The 21,554-nt window shown below is 63.5% G+C and carries 8 protein-coding genes; 4 read left to right on the forward strand and 4 right to left on the reverse strand.

Annotated features, from left to right (window positions below):
• The first annotated feature begins 5 nt into the window (after positions 1-5).
• Together LZC95_20930 and LZC95_20935 are read left to right on the forward strand one after the other, a co-directional pair.
• Entirely contained in the window at positions 6-3,539 is a 3,534-nt protein-coding gene (locus tag LZC95_20930; protein WXA99274.1) for an AAA family ATPase, read from the forward strand.
• A gap of 44 nt (positions 3,540-3,583) precedes the next feature.
• The gene (locus LZC95_20935; GenBank protein ID WXA99275.1) at positions 3,584-7,111 is read left to right on the forward strand and encodes an AAA family ATPase; all 3,528 of its coding nucleotides are present in this window, start codon (positions 3,584-3,586) and stop codon (positions 7,109-7,111) included.
• A 1-nt stretch (position 7,112) separates the two neighbouring features.
• Here the strand turns inward: LZC95_20935 and LZC95_20940 are convergent, their stop codons facing one another.
• Positions 7,113-8,516, reverse strand: a complete 1,404-nt coding sequence (locus LZC95_20940; GenBank protein WXA99276.1) for an FAD-binding protein — start codon at positions 8,514-8,516, stop codon at positions 7,113-7,115.
• Between the two features lie 159 nt (positions 8,517-8,675).
• On the reverse strand, positions 8,676-10,508 hold the full coding sequence (locus tag LZC95_20945; protein WXA99277.1) for an FAD-binding protein: 1,833 nt from the start codon (positions 10,506-10,508) through the stop codon (positions 8,676-8,678).
• Between the two features lie 926 nt (positions 10,509-11,434).
• Between LZC95_20945 and LZC95_20950 the strand changes: the two genes are divergently transcribed.
• Positions 11,435-13,090 carry a hypothetical protein gene (locus LZC95_20950; GenBank protein WXA99278.1) on the forward strand — a complete coding sequence of 552 codons (1,656 nt, stop codon included), beginning with the start codon at positions 11,435-11,437 and terminating at the stop codon, positions 13,088-13,090.
• A gap of 25 nt (positions 13,091-13,115) precedes the next feature.
• Positions 13,116-14,021, forward strand: coding sequence for a phytanoyl-CoA dioxygenase family protein (locus LZC95_20955; GenBank protein ID WXA99279.1), 906 nt, complete (start codon positions 13,116-13,118; stop codon positions 14,019-14,021).
• On the opposite strand, the gene LZC95_20960 is transcribed toward LZC95_20955, so the two are convergent.
• Both LZC95_20960 and LZC95_20965 read right to left on the reverse strand, forming a co-directional pair.
• Entirely contained in the window at positions 13,967-19,276 is a 5,310-nt protein-coding gene (locus tag LZC95_20960; GenBank protein ID WXA99280.1) for an acyltransferase domain-containing protein, read from the reverse strand. The genes LZC95_20955 and LZC95_20960 overlap by 55 nt on opposite strands.
• Positions 19,269-21,476 (reverse strand): AMP-binding protein, encoded by a 2,208-nt coding sequence (locus LZC95_20965; GenBank protein WXA99281.1) that lies wholly within the window; start codon positions 21,474-21,476, stop codon positions 19,269-19,271. The genes LZC95_20960 and LZC95_20965 overlap by 8 nt, the downstream gene beginning before the upstream one ends.
• Positions 21,477-21,554 lie beyond the last annotated feature (78 nt).

Here is a 21,554-nt window from a genome sequence, read left to right on the forward strand (position 1 = left end):
CTTGAATGGCACGCCATGCGCTCATAGGCCGCGGCCGCGAACTCAGCGATCTCGAGACCGCGCTCATCCGCGCTTTGGCCGGGCAAGGGAGCGTCTTTCTACTCTCGGGTGAGGCCGGCATCGGCAAAACGCGACTCGCGGAAGAGGGCGCCCGTTTGGGGCAGGAGCATGGCGCCGTCGTCGTCTGGGGCCGGGCGTGGGAGGTCGAGGGCGCCCCGGCGTGTTGGCCTTGGGTGCAAGTCCTACAGGCGTGCCTCCAGATGCCCGAGGGCGCAGCCTTCGCAGCGGACAACCCTCGAGCTGCGGATCTCATGCCGTTCGTGGCGGCTCCGAGTACGGGCGCGGCCGATGAAGGGACCCTCGAACCGTTGCGGGTGGGCTGGGCTATTGTCGCACTGCTCCAGCGGCTGGTTCGCGAACGGTCCTTGGTGCTCGTATTCGACGACCTGCACGCCGCGGACGTTGCCTCCCTCGAGCTGCTCCTCGCTGTTGCGCGTGAGCTTCGACGGCTTCCCGTGTTGGTGGTCTGCACTTACCGCGAGCTCGAGGCGCGGCGCATCCCGAAGATATCCGCGCTTTTGAACCGACTCGCGCGCGAGGGGACCCTTCGTCCCCTAGGACGCCTCGACGCGGCGAGTGTCACGCGATGTTTGACGGAGGCGCTCGGGGACGAGCCGGCACCAGATTTGGCAGCGGCCGTATTTGCTGCAACCGAGGGCAATCCGCTTTTCATCGATGCAATCGCCCAGCTTCTCGTATCGCGCGGCCGTGGAGCATCGCTGCCCAAGGGCTTTGCCCTGCCGGACAGCATCCGCGAGACGGTGCACGAGATGCTGCAGAGGCTCTCCCCCGATAGCCGGCGCATCCTGGATGCGGCCGCGGTGCTGGGGCGCGAGTCCTCGGTGGCCACGTTGCAGCTCGTGTGCGCCCGGCCCGCAGAAGACGTACTCACCGCCCTGAACGAAGGTCTCACCGCCGGTGTACTGGGGGCCCAATCCACGCCGTCCCACCCGGTACGATTTGCGCACGTCTTGATCCGTGAAACGCTGTATCAGGATCTCTCCGCGAGCGAGCGCGTGGGGCTGCACGCCAGCGCCGCGCAAGCGCTCGAACGACTGCATGCGACGGATCTCGAGGCGCACATCGCCGAGCTTGCGCATCACAAATTCGAGGGCGCGCCACTCGGATCATGGCTCGATGCGGCGAATTTCGCGTTCAAAGCGGGGCTTCACGCCATGAGCCTCTGCGCTTTCGACGACGCGGCCCGGCACTTCGAGCGTGCGTTGAGCGCCTTGGAACATGGCCAAAGTCGTGACGATGTACAGCGTGCTGATCTCCTGTGGCGGCTCGGCATTGCACGCATTCGCGTGGGCCAGGCGCAGATCGGCAAGGAGTTGTGCGAGCGCGCCGCAAGCCTCGCCGAGCAAGTCAGGGAGCCTCGCATCTACGCGAGGGCAGCGCTGGCCTATGGCTACGAGAGTCAGTCAGCTCGTGTCGACCCTCGCATGGTCGAGCTGTTGGAGACGGCGCTGCAGCTCAATCCAGAGAAGGACGTCCTGCACGCGCAGATCATGGCGCGTCTCGCAACCGCCATGACCCCGACCGTACACCGCGAGAAGCCATTGAGCCTTGCCCGCGAGGCGATGTCCCTGGCGCGCTCACTGGGAGATCGGCGCGCGTTGCTCACAGTGCTCGCCGCGGCGCGCCCGACGTTCGGAGCGTCGGACGACATCATCGAGCTCATGACGCTCGATCGGGAAATCGCCGGGCTCGCGTCCGAGCTTGGAGACAAGCCCCTGGAATTTCACGCTCACCAACGCTTGGTTCGTATCGCGATGTACCTAGGCGACGGCGACGCCCTGGAGTACGAGATCGCGATCACACAGCGGCTCGCGAACGAGACGCGCGTGCCGCAGCATCAGTTGGTGGCGGCCAACCTGCGGCTCGTCTTGGCAACGCTGTCCGACAGTCCATCCGAGATCGAGAGCGCCGAGAACGACTTTCGTGACCTTAGCGAACGCTTCGACGATCCGATGGGGCTCGCATCGATTGAAGCCAATCGGTTCATTCGCGCGGAGCTTCACGGCGATGCGGCTGGAGAGATTGCCGCGATGAAAGCGCTGGAGTCATTGGAAGCCGCCCACCCATCGTTTGCCTCGTGGAGCCTTCTTGGAGTCCCAGTGGTCGAATGGTGGCGCATGTTCCGAGACAAGGCATCCATCTCGGATCCGCTGCGGCGCGAGAAGCACCGTACCTGGCTCGATCAATTGGACCCCGAGCAAATCCAGGTGATGCTCGGCCCGCTCGTCGCCTTCATGATCCCGAGGTTCGTTCGCCTTCACGATCGGCCTCGGATGGACCAGCTATACCGCGCGCTCCTCCCTTTCGAGACGCGCGTCCCCGGCTTTCCGGCGCCACTGTCGTGCCTCGGGTCGGTCGCCTACAACCTCGGCGTTCTGGCCGCCGCCCTCGAGCAGCCGGAACGCGCAGCGGCTCACTTCGAGCAGGCCATCAACATCTGCAAACGCGCCCGATTCCGCGGATTCGAGGCCCGCGCGCGTGAGGCGCTTGCATCACTTTCGTCGTCGCGCCCTCGTTTTCAAGAGAGCGCGTTGGCACGCGTCGGGACCATCGTCCAAGAATATCGCGTCGAACGCATTCTCGGCGTCGGCGGGATGGGTGCCGTGTACGCCGCATCGCGTCCCGACGGTCATCGTGTGGCGATCAAGTTCCTCCACGAGCAGCTTCGCGATGACCCGGGCGCTCGGCGTCTCTTTCAGCGCGAGGCCGTCCTCGCCAATGACGTGGGTCATCCGGGCGCGGTGCCGGTGCTCGCGCACGATATCGACGAGGGTGGCCATCCCTTTTTGATCATGCCGCTGCTCGAGGGCGAGACGGTCCGCGCGCGCTGGGAGCGCGCGAACAAGCGCCTGCCCGCAGGTGAAGTGGCCGTCATCATGAGCGGCGCGCTCGAGGTCCTAGCCCATGCCCATGCCGCTGGCATCGTTCACCGCGACATCAAGCCCGAAAATCTGTTCATCACCTTGACCGGCGAAATCCGCGTGCTCGATTTTGGCATCGGGCGCCGCCTCGATGGTGATGGCAGCCTTACCTTGACCGGCCACGTGATCGGCTCGCCCGCCTTCATGCCTCCCGAGCAGGCGCTCGGCCGGCGCGAGGCAATCGGCCCGCACAGCGACTGCTGGGCTGTCGGTGCCACGATCTTCACCTTGCTCTCGGGTGAATTCGTCCACCCCGCCGACAACGCGCAAGCGCAACTCGCGGCGGCGGCAACCCGTCCCGCGCGCTCGCTTGGGGAGGTGATGCCGTACCTTCCCGCCTCCATCGTCGCCTTCGTGGATAGGGCCGTCGCCTTCGACACCGCTGCTCGTTGGCCATCGGCCGGCGAGATGCGCACCGCATTGCACGCGGCCTTCGAAGACGCGCTGGGTTGCTCCGTGGATTCGCTCGCCGAGCGCTTTCGCATGGAGCCGACCGCGGAATGGTCCAATCTGACGACCATGCGCGGCGCCTCGTAGCCGGTTGCGAAACGAAGAAAAGTTCGTCAATCTTCCGCGTTTGGATGGCACTTCAAGCGCTCTTTGGCCGCGCCCGCGAGCTCACCGATCTGGAGACCGCACTCAGCCGTGCCCTGACTGGGCAGGGCAGCGCCTTTCTTCTCTCGGGTGAGGCTGGCATCGGCAAAACGCGGCTCGCGGAAGAGGGCGCTCGTTTGGCGCGAGAGCGTGGCGCCACCGTCATCTGGGGCCGTGCGTGGGAGGTCGAAGGCACCCCGCCGTGTTGGCCATGGGTGCAAGTGCTGCAGGCGTGCCTCCAGATGCCCGAGGGCGCAACCTTCGCAGCGAACCACCCCCGCGGCGCGGATCTCACGCCGCTCTTGGCCGGGCGAAGCGCGGGGGACGAACCGTCGCTCGAACCCCTGCGGCTGGGCTCAGCCATCATCGCGCTGCTCGAGCGGCTGGCGGGCGAAGGGCCGTTGGTTCTCGTTTTCGACGATCTACACGCGGCCGACGTTGCCTCGCTCGAGCTGCTCGTGGCGGTGGCGCGTGAGCTTCGACGGCTCCACGTGTTGCTCGTCGGTACCTACCGCGAGCTCGAAGCGCGACGCATTCCGAAGGTATCCGCTCTCTTGAACCGTCTCGCGCGGGAGGGGACCCTTCGCCCCTTGGGCCGCCTCGACGCGGCGAGCGTCACACAATGCCTGGCGGCAACGCTTGGTGTTGAGCCAGCGCCCCATCTAGCGGCGGCGGTGTTTGCCGCGACCGAGGGCAATCCGCTTTTCATCGATGCACTGGGCCAGCTTCTCGCATCGCGCGGACGCGGAGCCTCGCTGCCCGACGGCTTTACCTTGCCCGATAGCATCCGCGAGACGGTGCACGAGATGTTGCGGCGGCTCTCACCCGATAGCCGGCGCGTCCTGGACGCAGCGGCGGTTCTCGGACGCGAGTCGTCGGTGGTTACGTTGCAGCTCGTGTGCGGTCGGCCGGCGGAGGACGTACTCACCGCCGTGAGCGAAGGGCTCGCCGCCGGTGTGCTGGGAGCCCAGTCGGCGCCATCCCATCCGGTGCGATTTGCGCACGTCCTGATCCGTGAGGCGCTGTATCAGGATCTCTCCGCCACGGAGCGTGTGGGATTGCACGCCAGCGCCGCGCAAGCGCTCGAGCGAATGCATGCGACCGATCTCGATGCTCACATCGCCGAGCTGGCGCATCACAAATTCGAAGGCGCGCCGCTGGGATCGTGGCTCGACGCGGCAGATTTCGCGTTGAAAGCGGGGCTCCATGCGATGAATCTCTGCGCTTTCGACGATGCGGCCCGGCATTTCGAACGCGCGTTGACGGCGCTGGACCACGGCGAGAGTCGCGACGACGGCCAGCGCGCCGATCTTCTGTGGCGACTTGGTGTTGCACGCATCCGCGTCGGTCAGGCGGAGGTGGGAAAGGACCTTTGCGAGCGCGCGGCGGCGCTGGCCGAGCGCACGGGCGAGCCTCGCATGCACGCGAGGGCGGCGCTGGCCTACGGCTACGAGAGTCAGACCGGTCGTGTCGATCCTCGGATGGTCGAGCTGCTTGAAACGGCGTTGCGGCTCAATCCAGAGAAGGATGCGCTTCACGCGCAGATCATGGCGCGTCTCGCGGCTGCCATGACCCCCACCGTTCATCGAGAAAGACCATTGAGACTTGCCCGCGAGGCGATGGATCTCGCGCGCTCGCTGGGGGACAAGCGCGCCTTGCTCACAGTGCTCGCAATGGCGCGTCCCACCTTTGGGGCACCGGAGGATCCGACCGAGCTCATGACGCTCGACCGAGAAATTGCTGGGCTGGCAGCCGAGCTTGGGGACAAGCCCCTGGAATTTCACGCGCACCACCGCTTGTATCGCGTCACGTTGTATCTGGGCGACCGCGATGCGCTGGAGCTCGAGGTCGCAATTGGAGAGCGGCTTGCGAAGGAGACGCGTGTGCCGCAGCACCAGCTGCTCGCGGCCACCGCGCGGCTTATCTTGGCAACCTTCTCCGACGGTGCGGCCGAGATCCTGAGCGCCGAGGACGACCTGCGTGAGCTGAGCGAGCGCTTCGACGACCCGTTCGGGCTTGCGTCGATTGAAGCCAATCGATTCGTGCGCGCGGAGCTTCATGGCGATTCGACCGGCGAGATCGCGGCCGTGAAAGCGCTGGAGGCGTTGGAAGCCGCCCACCCATCGTTTGCATCGTGGACCCTCCTTGGTGTGCCGGTAATGGAGTGGTGGCGTATGTTTCGCGACAAGGCATCGATCGCCGAGCCGCGCCTGCGCGAGAAGCACCGTGCCTGGCTCGATCAATTGGATCCTGAGCGGACCCAGGTGATGCTCGGCCCGATGATGGCATTCATGATCCCGCGATTCGTTCGTCTTCGCGATAGAGCCCGGATAGAACAGCTATACCGCGCGCTCCTTCCCTACGAGGCGCGCGTGACGGGCTTTCCGGGCCCACAGTCATGCCTCGGCCCGGTTGCCTATAGCCTAGGCGTGCTGGCCGTCGCCCTGGAGCGGCCCGAACGCGCGGCCGCCCACTTCGAGCAAGCCATCAGCCTATCCAAGCGCGCGCGGTTCCACGGATTCGAGGGCCGCGCGCGAGAGGCGCTTGCGTCGCTCTCGTCGTCGCGTCCTCGCTTTCAAGAGAGCGTGTTGTCACGCGTCGGGACCGTCGTACATGGCTATCGCATCGAGCGCGTCCTCGGCGTCGGTGGAATGGGTGCGGTCTACGCCGCATCGCATCCCGACGGCCGTCGCGTGGCCATCAAGTTTCTGCACGAGCAGCTCCGCGACGACGCGAGCGCGCTTCATCTTTTTCATCGCGAGGTCGCCCTCGCGAACGCCGTGGGCCATCCGGGGGCGATCCCGGTGCTCACGCACGACACCGACGAGAGCGGCCATCCCTTCTTGATCATGCCGCTGCTCGAGGGCGAGACGGTCCGAGCACGCTGGGAGCGCGCGAACAAGCGCCTGCCCGCGGGCGAAGTGGCCGTCATCATGAGCAGCGCGCTGGAAGTGCTGGCCCATGCCCACGCCGCTGGCATCGTCCACCGCGACATCAAGCCGGAAAACCTGTTCGTCACCGCGACCGGGGAGATCCGCGTGCTCGATTTTGGCATTGCGCGCCGCCTCGATGGCGATGGAAGCATCACCGTGACAGGCCACGTGATCGGCTCGCCCGCCTTCATGCCGCCGGAGCAGGCGCTGGGTCGGCGCGAGGCCATTGGGCCGCATAGCGACTGCTGGGCCGCGGGGGCCACGATCTTCACCTTGCTCTCGGGCGAGTTCGTCCACCCCGCCGACAACGCGCAAGCCCAACTCGCCGCGGCCGCAACCCGTCCTGCGCGCTCGCTCGGAGAAGCGATGCCCTATCTACCGGCCTCCATCGTCGCCTTCGTGGATAGGGCCGTCGCCTTCGACACCGCTGCTCGTTGGCCATCCGCCGGCGAGATGCGCACCGCATTGCACACGGCTTTCGAAGACGCGCTGGGTTGCTCCGTGGATTCGCTCGCCGAGCGCTTTCGCATGGAGCCGACCGCGGAATGGTCGAATTTGACGACCATGCGAGGCCCTTCCTAGACTAGCCTTCGCCGATCAGCGCCTTGTATTGCTTCTCGAGCTTCGACTCGGCTTCGGGGTCATTCGAAGGGGCACACGGTGAGGTGAACATCCCCTGCCCCGGCGTGAGCACGTTCTCGCGATCGTAGATCTGCTTGGCCAGGCAGACGGTAGGCCATAGCACGTCGAAATGGGTTTCCCAATCGGCGGGCGAGTAATTCGGTATGGCATTAATCGGATATTGCTTGCCGCCGAGCCTCACGATTTGGTCGTACGTGCGCCGGTTCGTCTCGACGACGGCCGAAGCACGGGAGGGGTCGACCAGCAGCGTTTTCAGTATCACCGCCATCCAGATGACCTCTTCGTCCCCCACGGGAGCAAAGCGGAGAAGCGGCGCCTTGAACTGCGACCGCTTCATGCACCAAATGCGAAAGAACGAAACGGGCGCGCCGTTGGGAGCTGTCGCAAATGCACCTTCGTGGTTGGCAGGTGCCGAGAGCAGGTCCAAAAGCACTTGCTTGCCGACGGACTTCGGCACCGAAAACGCGAGGAACGGAGCGGGCCGATCGAACGACTTTAGCGCCGCGAAGGCCGGCGCGCCGCGATTCTGGAAATCCGTGTACGGGAGCGATACGACCTGGGGCTGACCGACGAAGTGAAGACCCGCCAGCAAGGGCGCCTGATCGGGCGGATCTCCGCTGAAGAACGAAGTCGCCTCGATGGTGAATACGAAACCGTTCTGCGGAGCCGGTACCGCACCGCCGAAGAGCGCCTGGAAACGGCGCTCCCGGACGCTGAGAAACTCGTAGTCTGCCATGTACGCATCGATGTCGTCGTAGCTGAGGATGAACATCGTTGCGTTCGTGGGGGCCGCGGTGAGCGGAATGCGGGCCCTGACGATGACACCAAATTGACCCAATCCAGCCCGCACCGAGTGGAACAACGCCGGGCGAAGTGTGGCGGAGCACGTTTGCAGGGTTCCGTCGGCCAGCACCACGTCGAGTTCGAGGATGTTGTCCGCAACCGACCCGTTCGTGAACGACGTGATCCCAAGCCCGCCGACACTCAGCATGCCGCAGATCGTGAGCCCCGTGTGCTCGGCCCAAACGGGGAGCGTGCGACCCGGCGCCGCGGCATGAACGGCAGCGAAGGTGGCCCCTGGTTCGACATCGACGTAACCGTTACCAACGGAGATGCCCGTGAGCGACTGGGAGTCGATGACCAGGCCTCCTTCCACTTGGTCCTGTCCGTAAACCGAATGCCCAACGCCGCGCACGGCGAGCTTGACGCCGTTCCCATGGCAAAAGGCTACGACCTTTTGGACATCGGCCACGGACTCGGGTCGAACGACCGCCCACGGCTGCCGGCGAACGACGTTTCCCCAGTCGTCCGCCGCGGCCGTTAGCGCGTCGGTGTCCGTAACCACTTTAGCATCGCCAATCAGCTGGCGAAGATTGGAGGATGCGAGGTCCCTTTCCAGCGCCATGCGCAAGAACGCTACCGCACGCAGGGGCCTTTCTCAACCTTACAAATCGTCATGCCACGCCAATTGCGGTTTCGCTCCACGCGGCTACACGAATCCACATCAGCGATCGGGTGTGGTTCGCTTTCGCGCTTCGTGTGATGGTGCATCCATCTCCAGCTCGGGAATCGGCTGCGCACCTCGCCGACGCAACATCGCCGCGCCAAGCCCCAATGCTCCCAGGATCAACGCGGCGAACGAAGAGGTTCCGCGCGGACTCGCGCTGCAACCTGAGTCTTCCCGAGAGGAATCTCCCTCGACGGAAGGTGCCTCCTCGCCGAGGAGCGCACCGTATCGACTCTCGAGTGTCGACTCCGCTGCGGCCTCCGTGCGCAGTCGGGCTTCGTCCTGGTCATCGGCAAAGATGCCGCACGGAATGCATTCCGAGGTGAACATCCCCTGCCCCGGTGTGAGTACGTTCTCGCGATCGTAGACGAACTTGGCGAGGGAGACGACCGGCCATAGTAGGTCGAAATGCTTTCTCCAATCCGCAGGCGAATAATTCGGTATCGCGTTAATCGGATATTGCTTGCCGCCAAGTGGCACGATCCGATCGTACAATTGCCGGTTCGCCTCGAGCACGGCGGGAGCACGCGAAGGCTCGTTGAGCAGCGTCTTCAACATGATCACCATCCAGATAACGTCGTCGTCGCCTCCGGAAGCAAAGCGGAGAAGCGGCGCCTTGAACTGCGATCGCTTCATGCACCAAATGCGAAAGAAGGAAACGACGGCCCCATTCGGCGCGGTGGGAAATGCCCCCTCGTGGTGCGCGGGTGTCGCGAGCAGGTCCGAAATGGCTTGCCTGCTTGCAGATTTCGGTAACGAAAAAGCGAGGAAGGGAGCCGGCCGATCGAGCGCCTTGAGGTTGGCGAAGTTGGGCTGGTTTCGGTTCTGGAAGTCGGTGTATGGCGCCGATACGACCTGCGGCTGACCGACGTAGTGCAGGCCTGCCAACAACGCCGCCTGATCGGGCGGATTTCCGGTGAAGAAGGCCGTCGCCTCGATGGTGAATACAAAACCGGTTTGCGGAGCAGCGGCGGGCCGCGCACCGCCGAAGAGCGCCTGGAAGCGGCGATCCCGGACGCTGAGCAGCTCGTAGTCCGCCATGTACGCGTCGATGTTGTCGTAGGCGAGGATGAACATCGTCGCATTCGTGGGTGCCGGTGCGAGTGGGAGGCGAGCCCTGACGATGATGCCGAACTGCCCTAGCCCGGCCCGCACGGAATGGAACAGCGCCGGACGCCGCCTGGCCGAACACGTTTGCACGGAGCCGTCCGTGAGCACCACGTCGAGTTCGAGGATCGTGTCCGCGACCGATCCGTTCGAGAACGAGGTGATTCCAAGCCCGCCAACGCTCAGCGCACCACATATCGTGAGCCCCGTGTGCTCCGGCCAAACGAGGAGCGTGCGACCAGGGGCCGCCGCATGGACCGCGCCGAACGTGGCCCCGGGCTGGACATCCACATACCCGTCGCTCACGGAGATAGCCGTAAGCGACTGAGAGTCGATGACCAATCCCCCCTCCGCCTGGTCTTGCCCGTAGACCGAATGACCAACCCCGCGTACGGCGACTTTGATGCCGTTGCAGCGGCAAAACTTCACCATTTTTTGAATATCGGCAACGGACGCGGGCTTGAGGACCGCCCACGGCTGACGGTGAATGACATTTCCCCAATCGTCTGCGGCGGCGGTCAACGCGGCCGAGTCCATCGTGAGCTGGCCTTCGAGAGGCGGTATGGCATCACGCGATGGACAGGACTTGCCTGCAGCCTCCGCGACGCTGATCCACTGACGCGTGCGAACGTCGAAGGCGCCGACCACGGTCCCGGCTACGACCGCAGAAAAGCCCTGCATCCACGCGCGTCGCGAGTGAACATTCCGAATATCATCACCCATTTGAGCCACACCTTTGTCTGTTGTGGTTGGAATAAGCCGGCTGCGCGCGGAACGCTCTTTTGTCCAGGCGTATTGCCCCTCGTCCGAGGGACCGCACGAGTGTCATCGTCGTTGCAGCCCGAGCAACGAAAACCTCACGGTGGGCCGGAGGTTGCAGCGCGTGTACCAGCTTCGTTCGAGCCCCATCGAGGTGCGTGGAAATGTGTCGAGCGATGTGCATGAGGGATACTCCCCGTCCGGCCGAGAGACGCCATGGGCGAGTTTTGGCGTGATCTTCGGCATCATCGTGATTTCGTGTCGCCGACCGTGCGCACGGTTACTGAAATACCTGTACGGGTGTCGCGGAACTCTTGTTGCGGGAGCGGCCACGTGTTGCTGCTCCTGCAACACATCGACGTTGCGGGCTATGTAGCCAATTGGACTCTTCCCGACTCGTACACCGAGATGAATCGAATCGATAACATACGATCTACAGCATTTCCCGAATGCGGGCTTCGTTCATTCGAACTTTCACACGAGTGTCATGAATCGAGATGTCATCGCATTGCGCAAAAGCAGTGTCGGTAAGCGCATACACCCGCGCGGTTCGCGGGTGGTCGTTCGGACAACACTGTGGTGCTCTGCGTGGGGGGACAATGCAACGCCGACGGCCCCGCGACACGGCGAAAAGAGGGCCGCCGTGCATGACAAGCCCATCTAGCAAATGAATTTGCCCCATGGTATCGCTCGATCATAAATTCTTGTCCGGAGGCGAAATCCAGGTGAGGCATCTTCGTGGGGGCTTGGGTAGCGGAGTGCCGTACCGGTGCTCCTGGCGAGCTTCCGATGCGCCCGAGACTGCGGAGGGCGCAGGCAGGCGCGTCCCGAAATGCGGGCCGTACGTCGGGCTGACCGAGCAAGACCGAGAAGCGGAGGAACGATAGACCATGCGGTACAGATTTAGCTTTGGTTCGATTACCGCGAGCCTGTTTGTCGGTGGACTGATAGCGCTTAGCGTAACGGGCAATACGGGCTGCAGTGTCATTTTCAAAGACAGCGCCGAGCAGTGCTCCACCGATGGCGACTGTCGCGCGCGAGGACTCGTCGGGGCCATCTGCTCCGACCAGGTTTGCATTGCAGGGTGCACCAGCGCCGATCAATGTACGTCGGAGGCCGGCGGACGAGCTGCGATCTGCGGTTCGAACAACAAGTGCACGGTGCTCGAGATTGACGGGTGCACACTACCTCGGGATCAGGGGGTTCTCGTCCCCACCTACAAAGATCCCAATGCCATCTTCATCGGCGAGCTTTCGGCGACGACCTCCACGCAGATTCCGGGTGCCGGCGCGCACAACCAATTGGTGATGGCGAACGACGACCTGCGGACTGTCCAGGCTCCGGGGGTGCCGGGCGGACCGGGTGGCGTGCGGCGCCCGCTCGTGCCGATCAGCTGCGAGACGGGAGACGACGCGGCCAAGATGACCGCCTACGCGAAACATTTCGTGGATGTCGTCAACGCTCCTATCATCGTATCCACGTGGAACCCTCACGCGATCCGCGTGCACGCGGCGGTCACCGCGAGCCAGAAGTCCGTCTTCGAGTATTGTGTGACGTGTTCGGCAGACATCCGCCGATTCGCCGCGGGTAGCGGCGACGTTTCCACCATCTATTCGGGCACGGCGGCCGCCGTCGACCTTGCCGCGGGAATTGCCGCGAAGGCGTCGGAGCTCGAGACCGACGTTCGCGCGACGCCGGGTTTTTCCGGCAACGTCCGCCTGGCACTCCTCATTACGAGCGGGCTCGAGGGAGCTCCCCCGGACCAGACCGCCGACGAAGTGTTGAAGACACTGAGGTTCAACGGCAAGTCGGCCGCCGACAATGGGGATGATTACCGCTTTTTCTCGTATGTCGCTTCCGACTCTCGCGACGCCATCGCGGAGCAAGTGGCCGCGTTCGCTCCGCACATCATCATTCCCATTACGCTGGCGGAGGCGAATCAAAGCCTGTTTCCGCTCATCGAAGGCAAGTGGCGTGGTTCCATTCGGCCGCGGTACGTCGGTAATGTCGGGCAGCAGCAATCTTCGATGCTCACATTCGTGCAAGGAAACGACGAGCGGCGGAAGCGTGTCGTCATCGTAAACCAGACCCCGACGCCGACCGATGCCGCGAAGTTCAACGCCTGGTCGGCACTCTATTCGCAACGATTCGGTACCAACAGTGGGCCGTCCATTGCCTACGACGCCTATTATGCGCTGGCCTACTCCATCGTGGCTGCAGGGGCGCCGGCGTCCGGCAAACTGACGGGCACCGACCTGGTTCGTGGCTTGTTGAACCTCAAAGGTGGCTCTTCGTCTTATTTCGTGGGCAACGGCGACCTCGTGGTGGGAATGGCGGCAGCCCTGCAAGGAAAGATCGATCTGTCGGGCTACGTCTTGCCGCTCAATTTCAGCCCCGACACGGGCCGCATACCCTTGTCGAGGATCCCGATCTTTTGCATCGGTCGCCAACAAGCAGGGGCTCCGCCAGCGTTCTTGCCGTCGGGGCAAGAGTTCAATGTTGCGACCCAGCAGCTGCAGGGTAAGTACAATTGCCCAGGGGACTAACGCGTGCAACGATAGGGAGGACGCTATGGTCTCCTTTGGGGATCTCACGAGTAAGGGTTACGTCCTCCTACGCTCCTTTTTGACGCAAGAGGAATTGCAGGCGCTCCGCAGTGACTTCGAGTCACTGCGGCGCACTTCGCGCGGTGCGAGCGAGGTGCAGATGGTGGCGCTCGATACGCAGCGCCAATTCGAGGACAAGTTGGCCGCCATCGCGACGGCCGTGCACGCGGACACGGGAATTCGCGCGGACGCTCGGGCGGAGGCCGGTTACTTTGCGACGTCGACGGGTTTGGCTTTCCCGTGGCATCAAGACTACGGGAGCTATTTCATCTTTCAGCAGCACACTGACTACCTCAACTTTTACATCCCGATCGTCAAACCCGATCTGGAGACGTCGAACCTCAGCATTGTGCCATTCGATGCCCTCACGAAGAGTGCCCCCGACGAGGGCGCGAAGCTCGTTGGAGGCGGTGCGTGCCGTTTTTTGCCCATGGCCGAGGACGGAACGACGCGGGTCGTCGACGATGAGGTCGGCCAATCGTTTACACTGCCGGTCCATCTGGATGCTCTGGCCGTCACACCGAGGCTCGTTGCCGGGGATCTCTTGCTGCTCCGCGGCGACATGATTCACAAGACACAGGACGGGGCCACGGACCGAGTCGCGGTGTCTTTTCGGAGGGTCGGTACGCATCGAATCCTCAAGAGATCTCGATTGCTCCAGGGCGGGCCGACCAAGCAGGCCATCCTCGCCGCAAGTCGAGCGCTGTATGGCCCGATTCAGCACTTCTTTGCGCGCACGCGGAAGGACGAAGCGAGCACGGGGGAATACCTCGCCTTCGCCGAGAGGCTCATGTCAACATCGTTTGCCGAGCCGCATTACGTGCAGAGCCGCTCGGTGCACCACATTGCAAACGAACGGATCGTCGGCTGAGCAAAGAGACTGACCACGGAGACTTTGAGGTCGAAGGTTTGCTCGACGGCTTGGCGAAGGCCAATGACACCCAGTGAGTCCAAGACGGACTGCAACGGAGCATCGCTCGAGATGTCGCCCATAGGGGTACCGGTGATGCTACTCAATATTTCCAATAAGGTCCGGAGAACCAACTGCGCGCGATCATCGCCTTGAACGCGCCGGAGTTGAGATGCGAAGTTGGTCGTGCCATCGACCCGCTGCGCATCCATCCAGAGTTCCGCAAATGACTCGGAAAGAAGCAGCGGCACAGACGAGCCCAGGGCGAGTTGGAGAAGCTCCAAAGGAGCTGCGGATGAATCGGGCATGGGGGAGAGGTCTTCGAGGCGCCACGCTTCGCAGGCGACGCTTTGGGCGGGCAGCCCGCGTGCAATCCGGTAGTGCGTGAAGGCGTTCAAGAACGCCATCATCGCCCCGAAGTCAGCCTGATTCGGTGCACCAAAGACGTCCGATGTGAGAAACAGCGTCGTGAAGAACTCGAGCGGTTGCTCCAAGGTCAGCTCGTGGAGATTCCATACGGCTCGCAGGCTCGGCTTCATGTCCCGGAGGACGTCGTCGCGATCGACGATGCCCGTGTCGGTGCCGGCGGTCGTAGCATGGACGATGCCTGCGAGCGGCGGGATTTGCCGCGAGAGTTCGACGAGCGCATCGTGCAGTTCATCGCGATCGTCGGCGGCGAGCTCGACGACGCGAACGTCGACCCCCTGGAGAACGGGCGCGGAAATCTGTTCGGCGCGCCCCCTTGGAACCAAGACCACGACGTGGCGGGCTCCTCGCGCCGCGAGGCGTCGCGCCAGTTCCGCCCCGCCCAGGGCCGCGGCAACGAGGTACGTGCGATCCGAAAGAAGATGGGCATCACGGGATGGCAAGAGCAGCGCCCGGTCCACGCTTGCGATATCGAGCCTCGCGCGATCGATCGGATCGAGCCGGATCCCCGAGCTCCGGCGATTCAACCGGAGAGGCATCGCACGCGGAACCCATCGCTGTCCTTGGCGCAGGGCCACGCGATGCACGGGCTCGTGCGCGCGCAGCTCGTCGACCAGGGCATCGAGCGTTTCTGTCAGGCCCCAATCGACGACCGTGCATGCGAGCTCCGGAAGCTGCCTGTGCAGGATCACCCCGATGCCCCAAACGAGTGCGTCCTCCGGCCTCGTCACATCTTCGGCCACGGGCTGATTGCTCCTTGCCACCAGGTACAGTCGAGGCGTGTTCGCCCATCCCGTTCGTACGACGCTCTGGACGAGTCGTTGGATATGCCGGGCGTCGCGCATCGCCGGCTCGAGCCTCGGAATCGCTTCACCTTCCGCGGCGAGGTCGCGCACGAAGATGACACGATCCGGCCCTGTCGAGCCGAATGCCTCCTTCAGCAGAGCACGAACCTGCTCGAATTCTCCACGGTCTACCTCGTAGGAGTTTTCAGAGATCCGCGCCAGTGACTTTCCAGACTTCGCGGTGACCACGCGGTACGTGCGAGGAAGCTTCGCACGCACGAGTTCTCCGAGCTGGCCTTCTGCCACGACCAACCAACACTCGGATCGCCCGGTCGGAATGCGCGACCGCGTCGGCTCCCGTTGCCACCCGAGTGTGACGAGCCCAAACTCGATGCCATCTTTCTCCTCGCCAGCATCGAAGACGGCGCTTTTGGGATCGACCGGCCGCATTTGCGCGCGCTCGAAATCGAGAAGCACATCACCGTCGGCAGAGACAATCTTCAGGCAAGCCTCGAAGTCCGTCGAGCCATCTTCCGGACGGCTCGTTTGAACCCACGCGGCCTCATGGCGATGGCCCGTAACCCGCACGCGGCCAAGCCGAACGGGCCGAGGCAACGTATCCGGCGCACGGGAGTCGGCCAAAGCAGCAAAGCTGTGAAACGCTGCTTCGACCAGGGCGGGGTGCGCATAATGCTGTCCCACATTCAGTGACAACGCGCGTTCGCTTACGAATCGGCCGAGAATGAAATCCAGACCTCCGGCCAGCGAGTCCAGGGCTTTGAATCGCGGGCCAAAGTGTGCGTGGCGGTCGGCAAGCCTTTCGTAGATTTGCTCACCGTCCACGGTGCTCGAACAGCCTTCTCTGAGAGCGGCAAGATCGAGCTTTCGGGGTGGTTTCTCGTTGTCCGGAGCAATGTGTCCCGTGGTGTGAGGCACCCACGGACCGTGACGAACACGCGAGGCGACCTCGAATCGATACCCTCTCGACTCCTGCCTCAGCGTGATCTGGAGCGTCGTCGCACCATCGTCCCCCAACGTCAAAGTTGGTCCAGTGAGATCCATGTCCTCGATCACGAACCTTCGAGCTCCGAGGAGCGTATGGACCGCCTCGATCACCATTTCGAGAAACCCGGACATCGGAAACCGAGCCGACTCGTGGATCGTGTGATCGCGTAGGTAGGCGAAGCTTGTGTCCCGTAGATCGACCGATGCCTGCGCAACGTGCGTGTCACCCGGAGAGATGGCCAGTTGCGTGGCGACGAAAGGATAGCGCACGCTGCGTGCGACTGCGAGGGCTTGTGTGGCCCTTTCTCCAGTCTGGTGGGCCGTTGGCCAATACCGCGTTTGTTCCCACGAATACGTCGGCAATGTGCATACCCGGCGGTGTGCGGGGTAGAGCTTCTTCCAGTTGACCGCACCGCCGGCGCAATGGACGCTGCCAAGTGCCGCGAGCAACGTCGCTTGCTCCGGTTTCTCTCGGCGCAGGGTTCCCACGGCGACGGCCGATGCCTCGAGTTCTTGGAAAATCTCGGTCATCGGTCCAATCAGCACCGGGTGCGGACTCACTTCCACGAAGACGTCGTACCCGCCCTTTGCCAATTCTTCGATCCGCTCGGCGAAGCGGACGGGTTGGCGGAGGTTCTTCCACCAATATGCGTTATCGAGGGAGGCTGGCTGCTCTTTCACGGCGGTCGACCAGAACTTCACGGTTCCGGGGCGGGGCGAAATTCCCGAGAGACCATCCAGCAGCGGTGCCCGTAGCGCATCCACGAATCGGCTGTGCGATGCGCCTTGGACGTTTTTGATCGGGCGTGACGAGACGCCGTTTCGTTCGAGAAGCCCCTTCAATTCGGAGATCGTTGCGGTATCGCCTGCCACGACGGTACTTCGCGGACCGTTGCTGGCGGCGATGGTTACGCGATCGCCGAACGAGGCGATCGCCTGTGTCGTATCTCGCCTGCCGAGCTCGAGGAGGAGCATCGCGCCGCCGGTCGCCCCGCCTTTGAGCAGACGGCTGCGTAGACAGATGATCCGGGCCCCATCGTCGAGAGCAAGTCGCCCAGCGACGTAGGCTGCTGCGACCTCGCCCAAGCTGTGGCCGACGACGGCGTCGGGTTCGATGCCCCACGAACGCCAAACCGCGGCGAGACTGGACATGACGGCAAACAGGACCGGCTGGAGCACCTCCAGATCATCGAGGCGTGACGCCGACATGGTCTCGAGTTCGGACTTCACCGAAAACGGAGCGTGCCTTCGGATCGCCGCATCGCAGGCCTCGAGCTCGTGGCGAAAAACGGGATCGTGGCGTAGAAGCTCGCGCCCCATCCCGGCCCATTGTCCACCTTGTCCGGGAAAGACGAACACGATGCGGGGCGAACGCCCGCCATTCACGACGCCAGAAATGGCTCCCGCCGAGGTTCGCCCCCCTGCATACGCCGCGAGCACATCCCGCCATTCGCCAGCATCGCGTCCCAGCACCGCCAGCCGATGATCGTGATGTGTCCGCCGCAGGGCGGCGGTATACCCAATGTCGTCCTCGGTCGCTGGCGGCGTCGGGCCCATCCCGAGCCACTCGGACACCGCGCGGGCCGCGTTGCGGAGGGCTTTCGGTGTCTTGGCGGAGAGAACGAGCACGCGCTCGGGCGGGTTGGCGGCTTCGGGTTTCCCTGGTTCGGCGGTCGTCTCAGGAGGCGGCTCGCTCACGACGACATGGGCGTTCGTTCCACTTTGCCCAAAAGCACTGACACCTGCAATGAGGGGTTCGCCAGGGTTGGGCCAATCGGACAGCTCCGCCTGAACCCTTATCGGAATGTGCTCCCACGGGATGTGTGGGTTCGGCGTTTCGAAGTGGAGGCTGGGCGGTAGCTTTCGATGACGAATGGCCAGGATCGTCTTGATGAGGCTCGCGATCCCCGCCGCGCCGAGCAAATGCCCAATGTTGGACTTGACGGAGCCGATACGCAGCGGTTGGCAACGATCGGCAAAGACGCGCGACAAAGCCTCGACCTCGATCGGGTCGCCAAGCGTCGTTGCCGTTCCGTGTGCTTCGACGTACTGCACGTGCCGCGGTGCCGTCCGTGCCGCACGGAGTGCTTCGCGAATCACGAGCTCCTGAGCGTCGGGATTGGGAGCCGAGAGACCGTCCGAGGCACCATTGTGGTTGACTGCCGAGCCGCGGAGGATGGCCCACACGACGTCTCCATCCTTCACGGCGTCCGACAGACGCTTGAGAACGACGAAGCCGCAGCCCTCCCCTAGCCCGACGCCACTCGCGGTGGCATCGAAAGGCCTGCATCGGTCGTCGGCGGCAGGGATACCGGCCCCCTCGATCTCCGTGAGAAATTCCGATGAGAAAATGACGTTGACGCCGCCGCAAAGCGCGACGTCGCAGGAACGTGCACGGAGATCGGTCATCGCAAGATGCACGGCAACGAGGGATGCAGAGCACGCCGTGTCGATGACGAGACTCGGCGAGGTTGCTCCGAGGAAATGCGAGATACGCCCGGCGGCCGCTCCGACCATCTTTCCGGTCGTGATGAACGGAGCCGACGAAGCCGGGGCGCTCGAGGGAGTGGGAAAAAATTCGCCTGGGGAGGTGACCCCGACGTAGACGCCGCAGCGACCGAGCTGCGCCATGGGCAGCCCCGCGACCTCGAGGGCCTCCCACGCCACCTCGAGGAGCATCCGCTGCCGCGGATCCATCACGCAGGCTTCCGCCGCGGTCATCCCAAAGAACGCCGCATCGAACCTCTCCACATCGTCGAGGAGTGAGGCAACGTGCGACGTCGCCTCCCCCTGCCAACGTCCGCGAGGAATGGTCCGCGGCGCTTCGCGCGCGTCGACGAGCATCGACCAGAAACGCTCGCTGCTGCCGTCCTCCGGGGGAAGGCGCATCCTGAGGCCAATGACGGCAATCGGCTCGCGCAAAGCGTCGACCCGCGTCCGCAACTTTCGCAGCGTGGTCAGGACCCGGTCGGCGTCACCCAACTCGTGCGCCTCAGTCATCGTCCTGCGCCTCGATCTCCGCGAGCTCTCGTTCGATCTTGCGAAGTGTCTCGTTCGGGCGACTCTCTTCGTGCGTCGTGTCTTGGGACTTTGTTGGCGCTTCCAGTGTGGCCTGGCATTGCGCGCTCACGCGCGCGTTCGACTCACGAGTAATTTGGGTCAGCAGCATCGCCGCAAGCCTGCGAACGGTGGGGCTTCCAAAAATATTTGCCATTCGTATCGCGATGTCGAATTCCTCTTCCAGCATCGTCTTCAATTGCACACCGCGGAGGGAATCAACTCCGAGTCTCGTCAATGGCGCATTGGGATCGAGGGTTTCCGCGGCGCGCCCCGTGAGCGTCGCCACGATCTCCGCGACGGCGCTTTGGATTGCGTGCGGCCAATCCTCCTTTGGGAGATCCGGCAAGATTTCAGCGGCCCTCGGCCTCGTACCATGCTCAGCGTCCATCTCCTCCACGCCCGCGTAAGACGCTTGCTGTACGACGCGGAAGCTACCGTCTTGGTAGCGCTGCTTGCAGACGCTTCTTTGGATTTTTCCGCTCGAGGTCTTGCTAATGTCTCCCTCCTCGACGAGGAGGATCGCATGCACGGACAACTCGTGCTCCTCGGCGATGGATTGGAAAATGTCGGCGAGCACCCGCTCGAGATCGACGCCCTCACGATCTCGCTTGATCTCTTGCACGACCACGACGCGCTCCTCGTCGTTCTCCGAAATGGAAAACGCCGCGGTGCACGTGAGCCTCAAAGCCTGGTGTGCCTCCCCTACGGTCCTCTCGATGTCCTGCGGATAGTGATTGCGCCCCCGTACGATGATCAGGTCCTTCATCCGCCCCGTGATGAACAGTTCATCGTCGTGCAGGAAGCCGAGATCGCCGGTGCGGAGGAAGGGGCCCTCGTTGGTATCCTTCAACATGGCCCGAAACGTAGCGGTTGATGCTTCTGGCCGGTTCCAATAGCCCTGCGCCACACTCGGGCCCTTGACCCAAATCTCTCCAATCTGATCCGGATTGCACCGCACGTGGTGATCGGGATTCACGATGGCGAGCTTTTGATCTTCCGCCGCGGGACCGCAGCCCACGATGTGCTGCACATCCTCGTTTTGGTCCGCCGCATCCTCCACGCGATGTTGCTCCAATGCCGCCTTGCGGATCGTTCTCACGTTGGGGCCGTTGGGTAGCCTGTGGCCGGTGGTGACGAAAACTGTCCCTTCCGCAAGCCCGTAGCCCCCGCGAAATGCGCGTTTCTCGAAGCCGCAAGGACCGAACGTCTCGGAAAAACTCTCCAGCGTTCGCACGAGAATCGGCTCGGCGCCGTTGATGACATTCTCCAAGCAACGAAGGTCGAGCGTCTCGCGCTGTTCTGAGGTGATCTTCTGCACGCAGAGTTCGAACGAGAAGTTGGGACCGTACGTGACCGTTCCCCGATAATGGGAAATCGCATGGAGCCAGCGATAAGGCTTTTGAATGAACGCCGTCGGCGCGAGGAGCACCGCTTTGTAGCCAACGTATATGGGAAGAAGAATACCGCCGATCAGCCCGAGATCGTGGAATTGGGGCAGCCAGGATACGCCGATGCTGGACGGCGAATAGTCGCAGCGGTCGCGGCTGCACTGCAAATTGTGAATGAGGTTCCCATGAGAGACCATCACCCCTTTGGGGTTCCCCGTGGAGCCGGAAGTATACTGCAGAAAGGCGATGTCCTGCCGATCGATGACGGACTTCTGCCACCGCGATTCGACGTTCTCTTGCAGTGCGTCGGTGGCAATCCAGCGCAGCTCGGTCGAATGCTGCCACCGGTCCCGAGTGGACCTACCGATCTGCGCGGTGGTCAGTGCGATCTCGGCCTGGCAGTCCTCGACGATCGCGTGCACGCGTGACAAATTCCGATTCGCGCGAGGTGGATACGCTGGAACCGCGATGACTCCGGCGTAAAGGCAGCCGAAAAAAGCTGCCACGAACTCCAGCCCCGGCGGGTAGAGCATGATGACCCGGGCACCTGGCCGGCACTGCGCCTGTATCGTGGCCGCAACGGCCCGGGCCTGCCGATCCAGCTCGGCATAGGTCACCCTGATTTCGTCGAGCTCACCACCTCTCAGATAGATGTAGGCAGTCTGCTCGGGTTGCTGGCGGGCCCGCGCTTGTAAGATGTCGCCCAACACACCATCCAAGGTCTCGCCAAGGGTCGAAATTTCGCGCGTCATTGTTGACCTTTCCAGACCATGGAACGGACCCCTCGAATTGCGAGTTGCTGTGCGGCTTGGCGATTAACTCGCCGCAAC

Source organism: Sorangiineae bacterium MSr12523 (assembly GCA_037157775.1).
Lineage (GTDB): Bacteria > Myxococcota_A > Polyangia > Polyangiales > Polyangiaceae > Pendulispora > Pendulispora brunnea.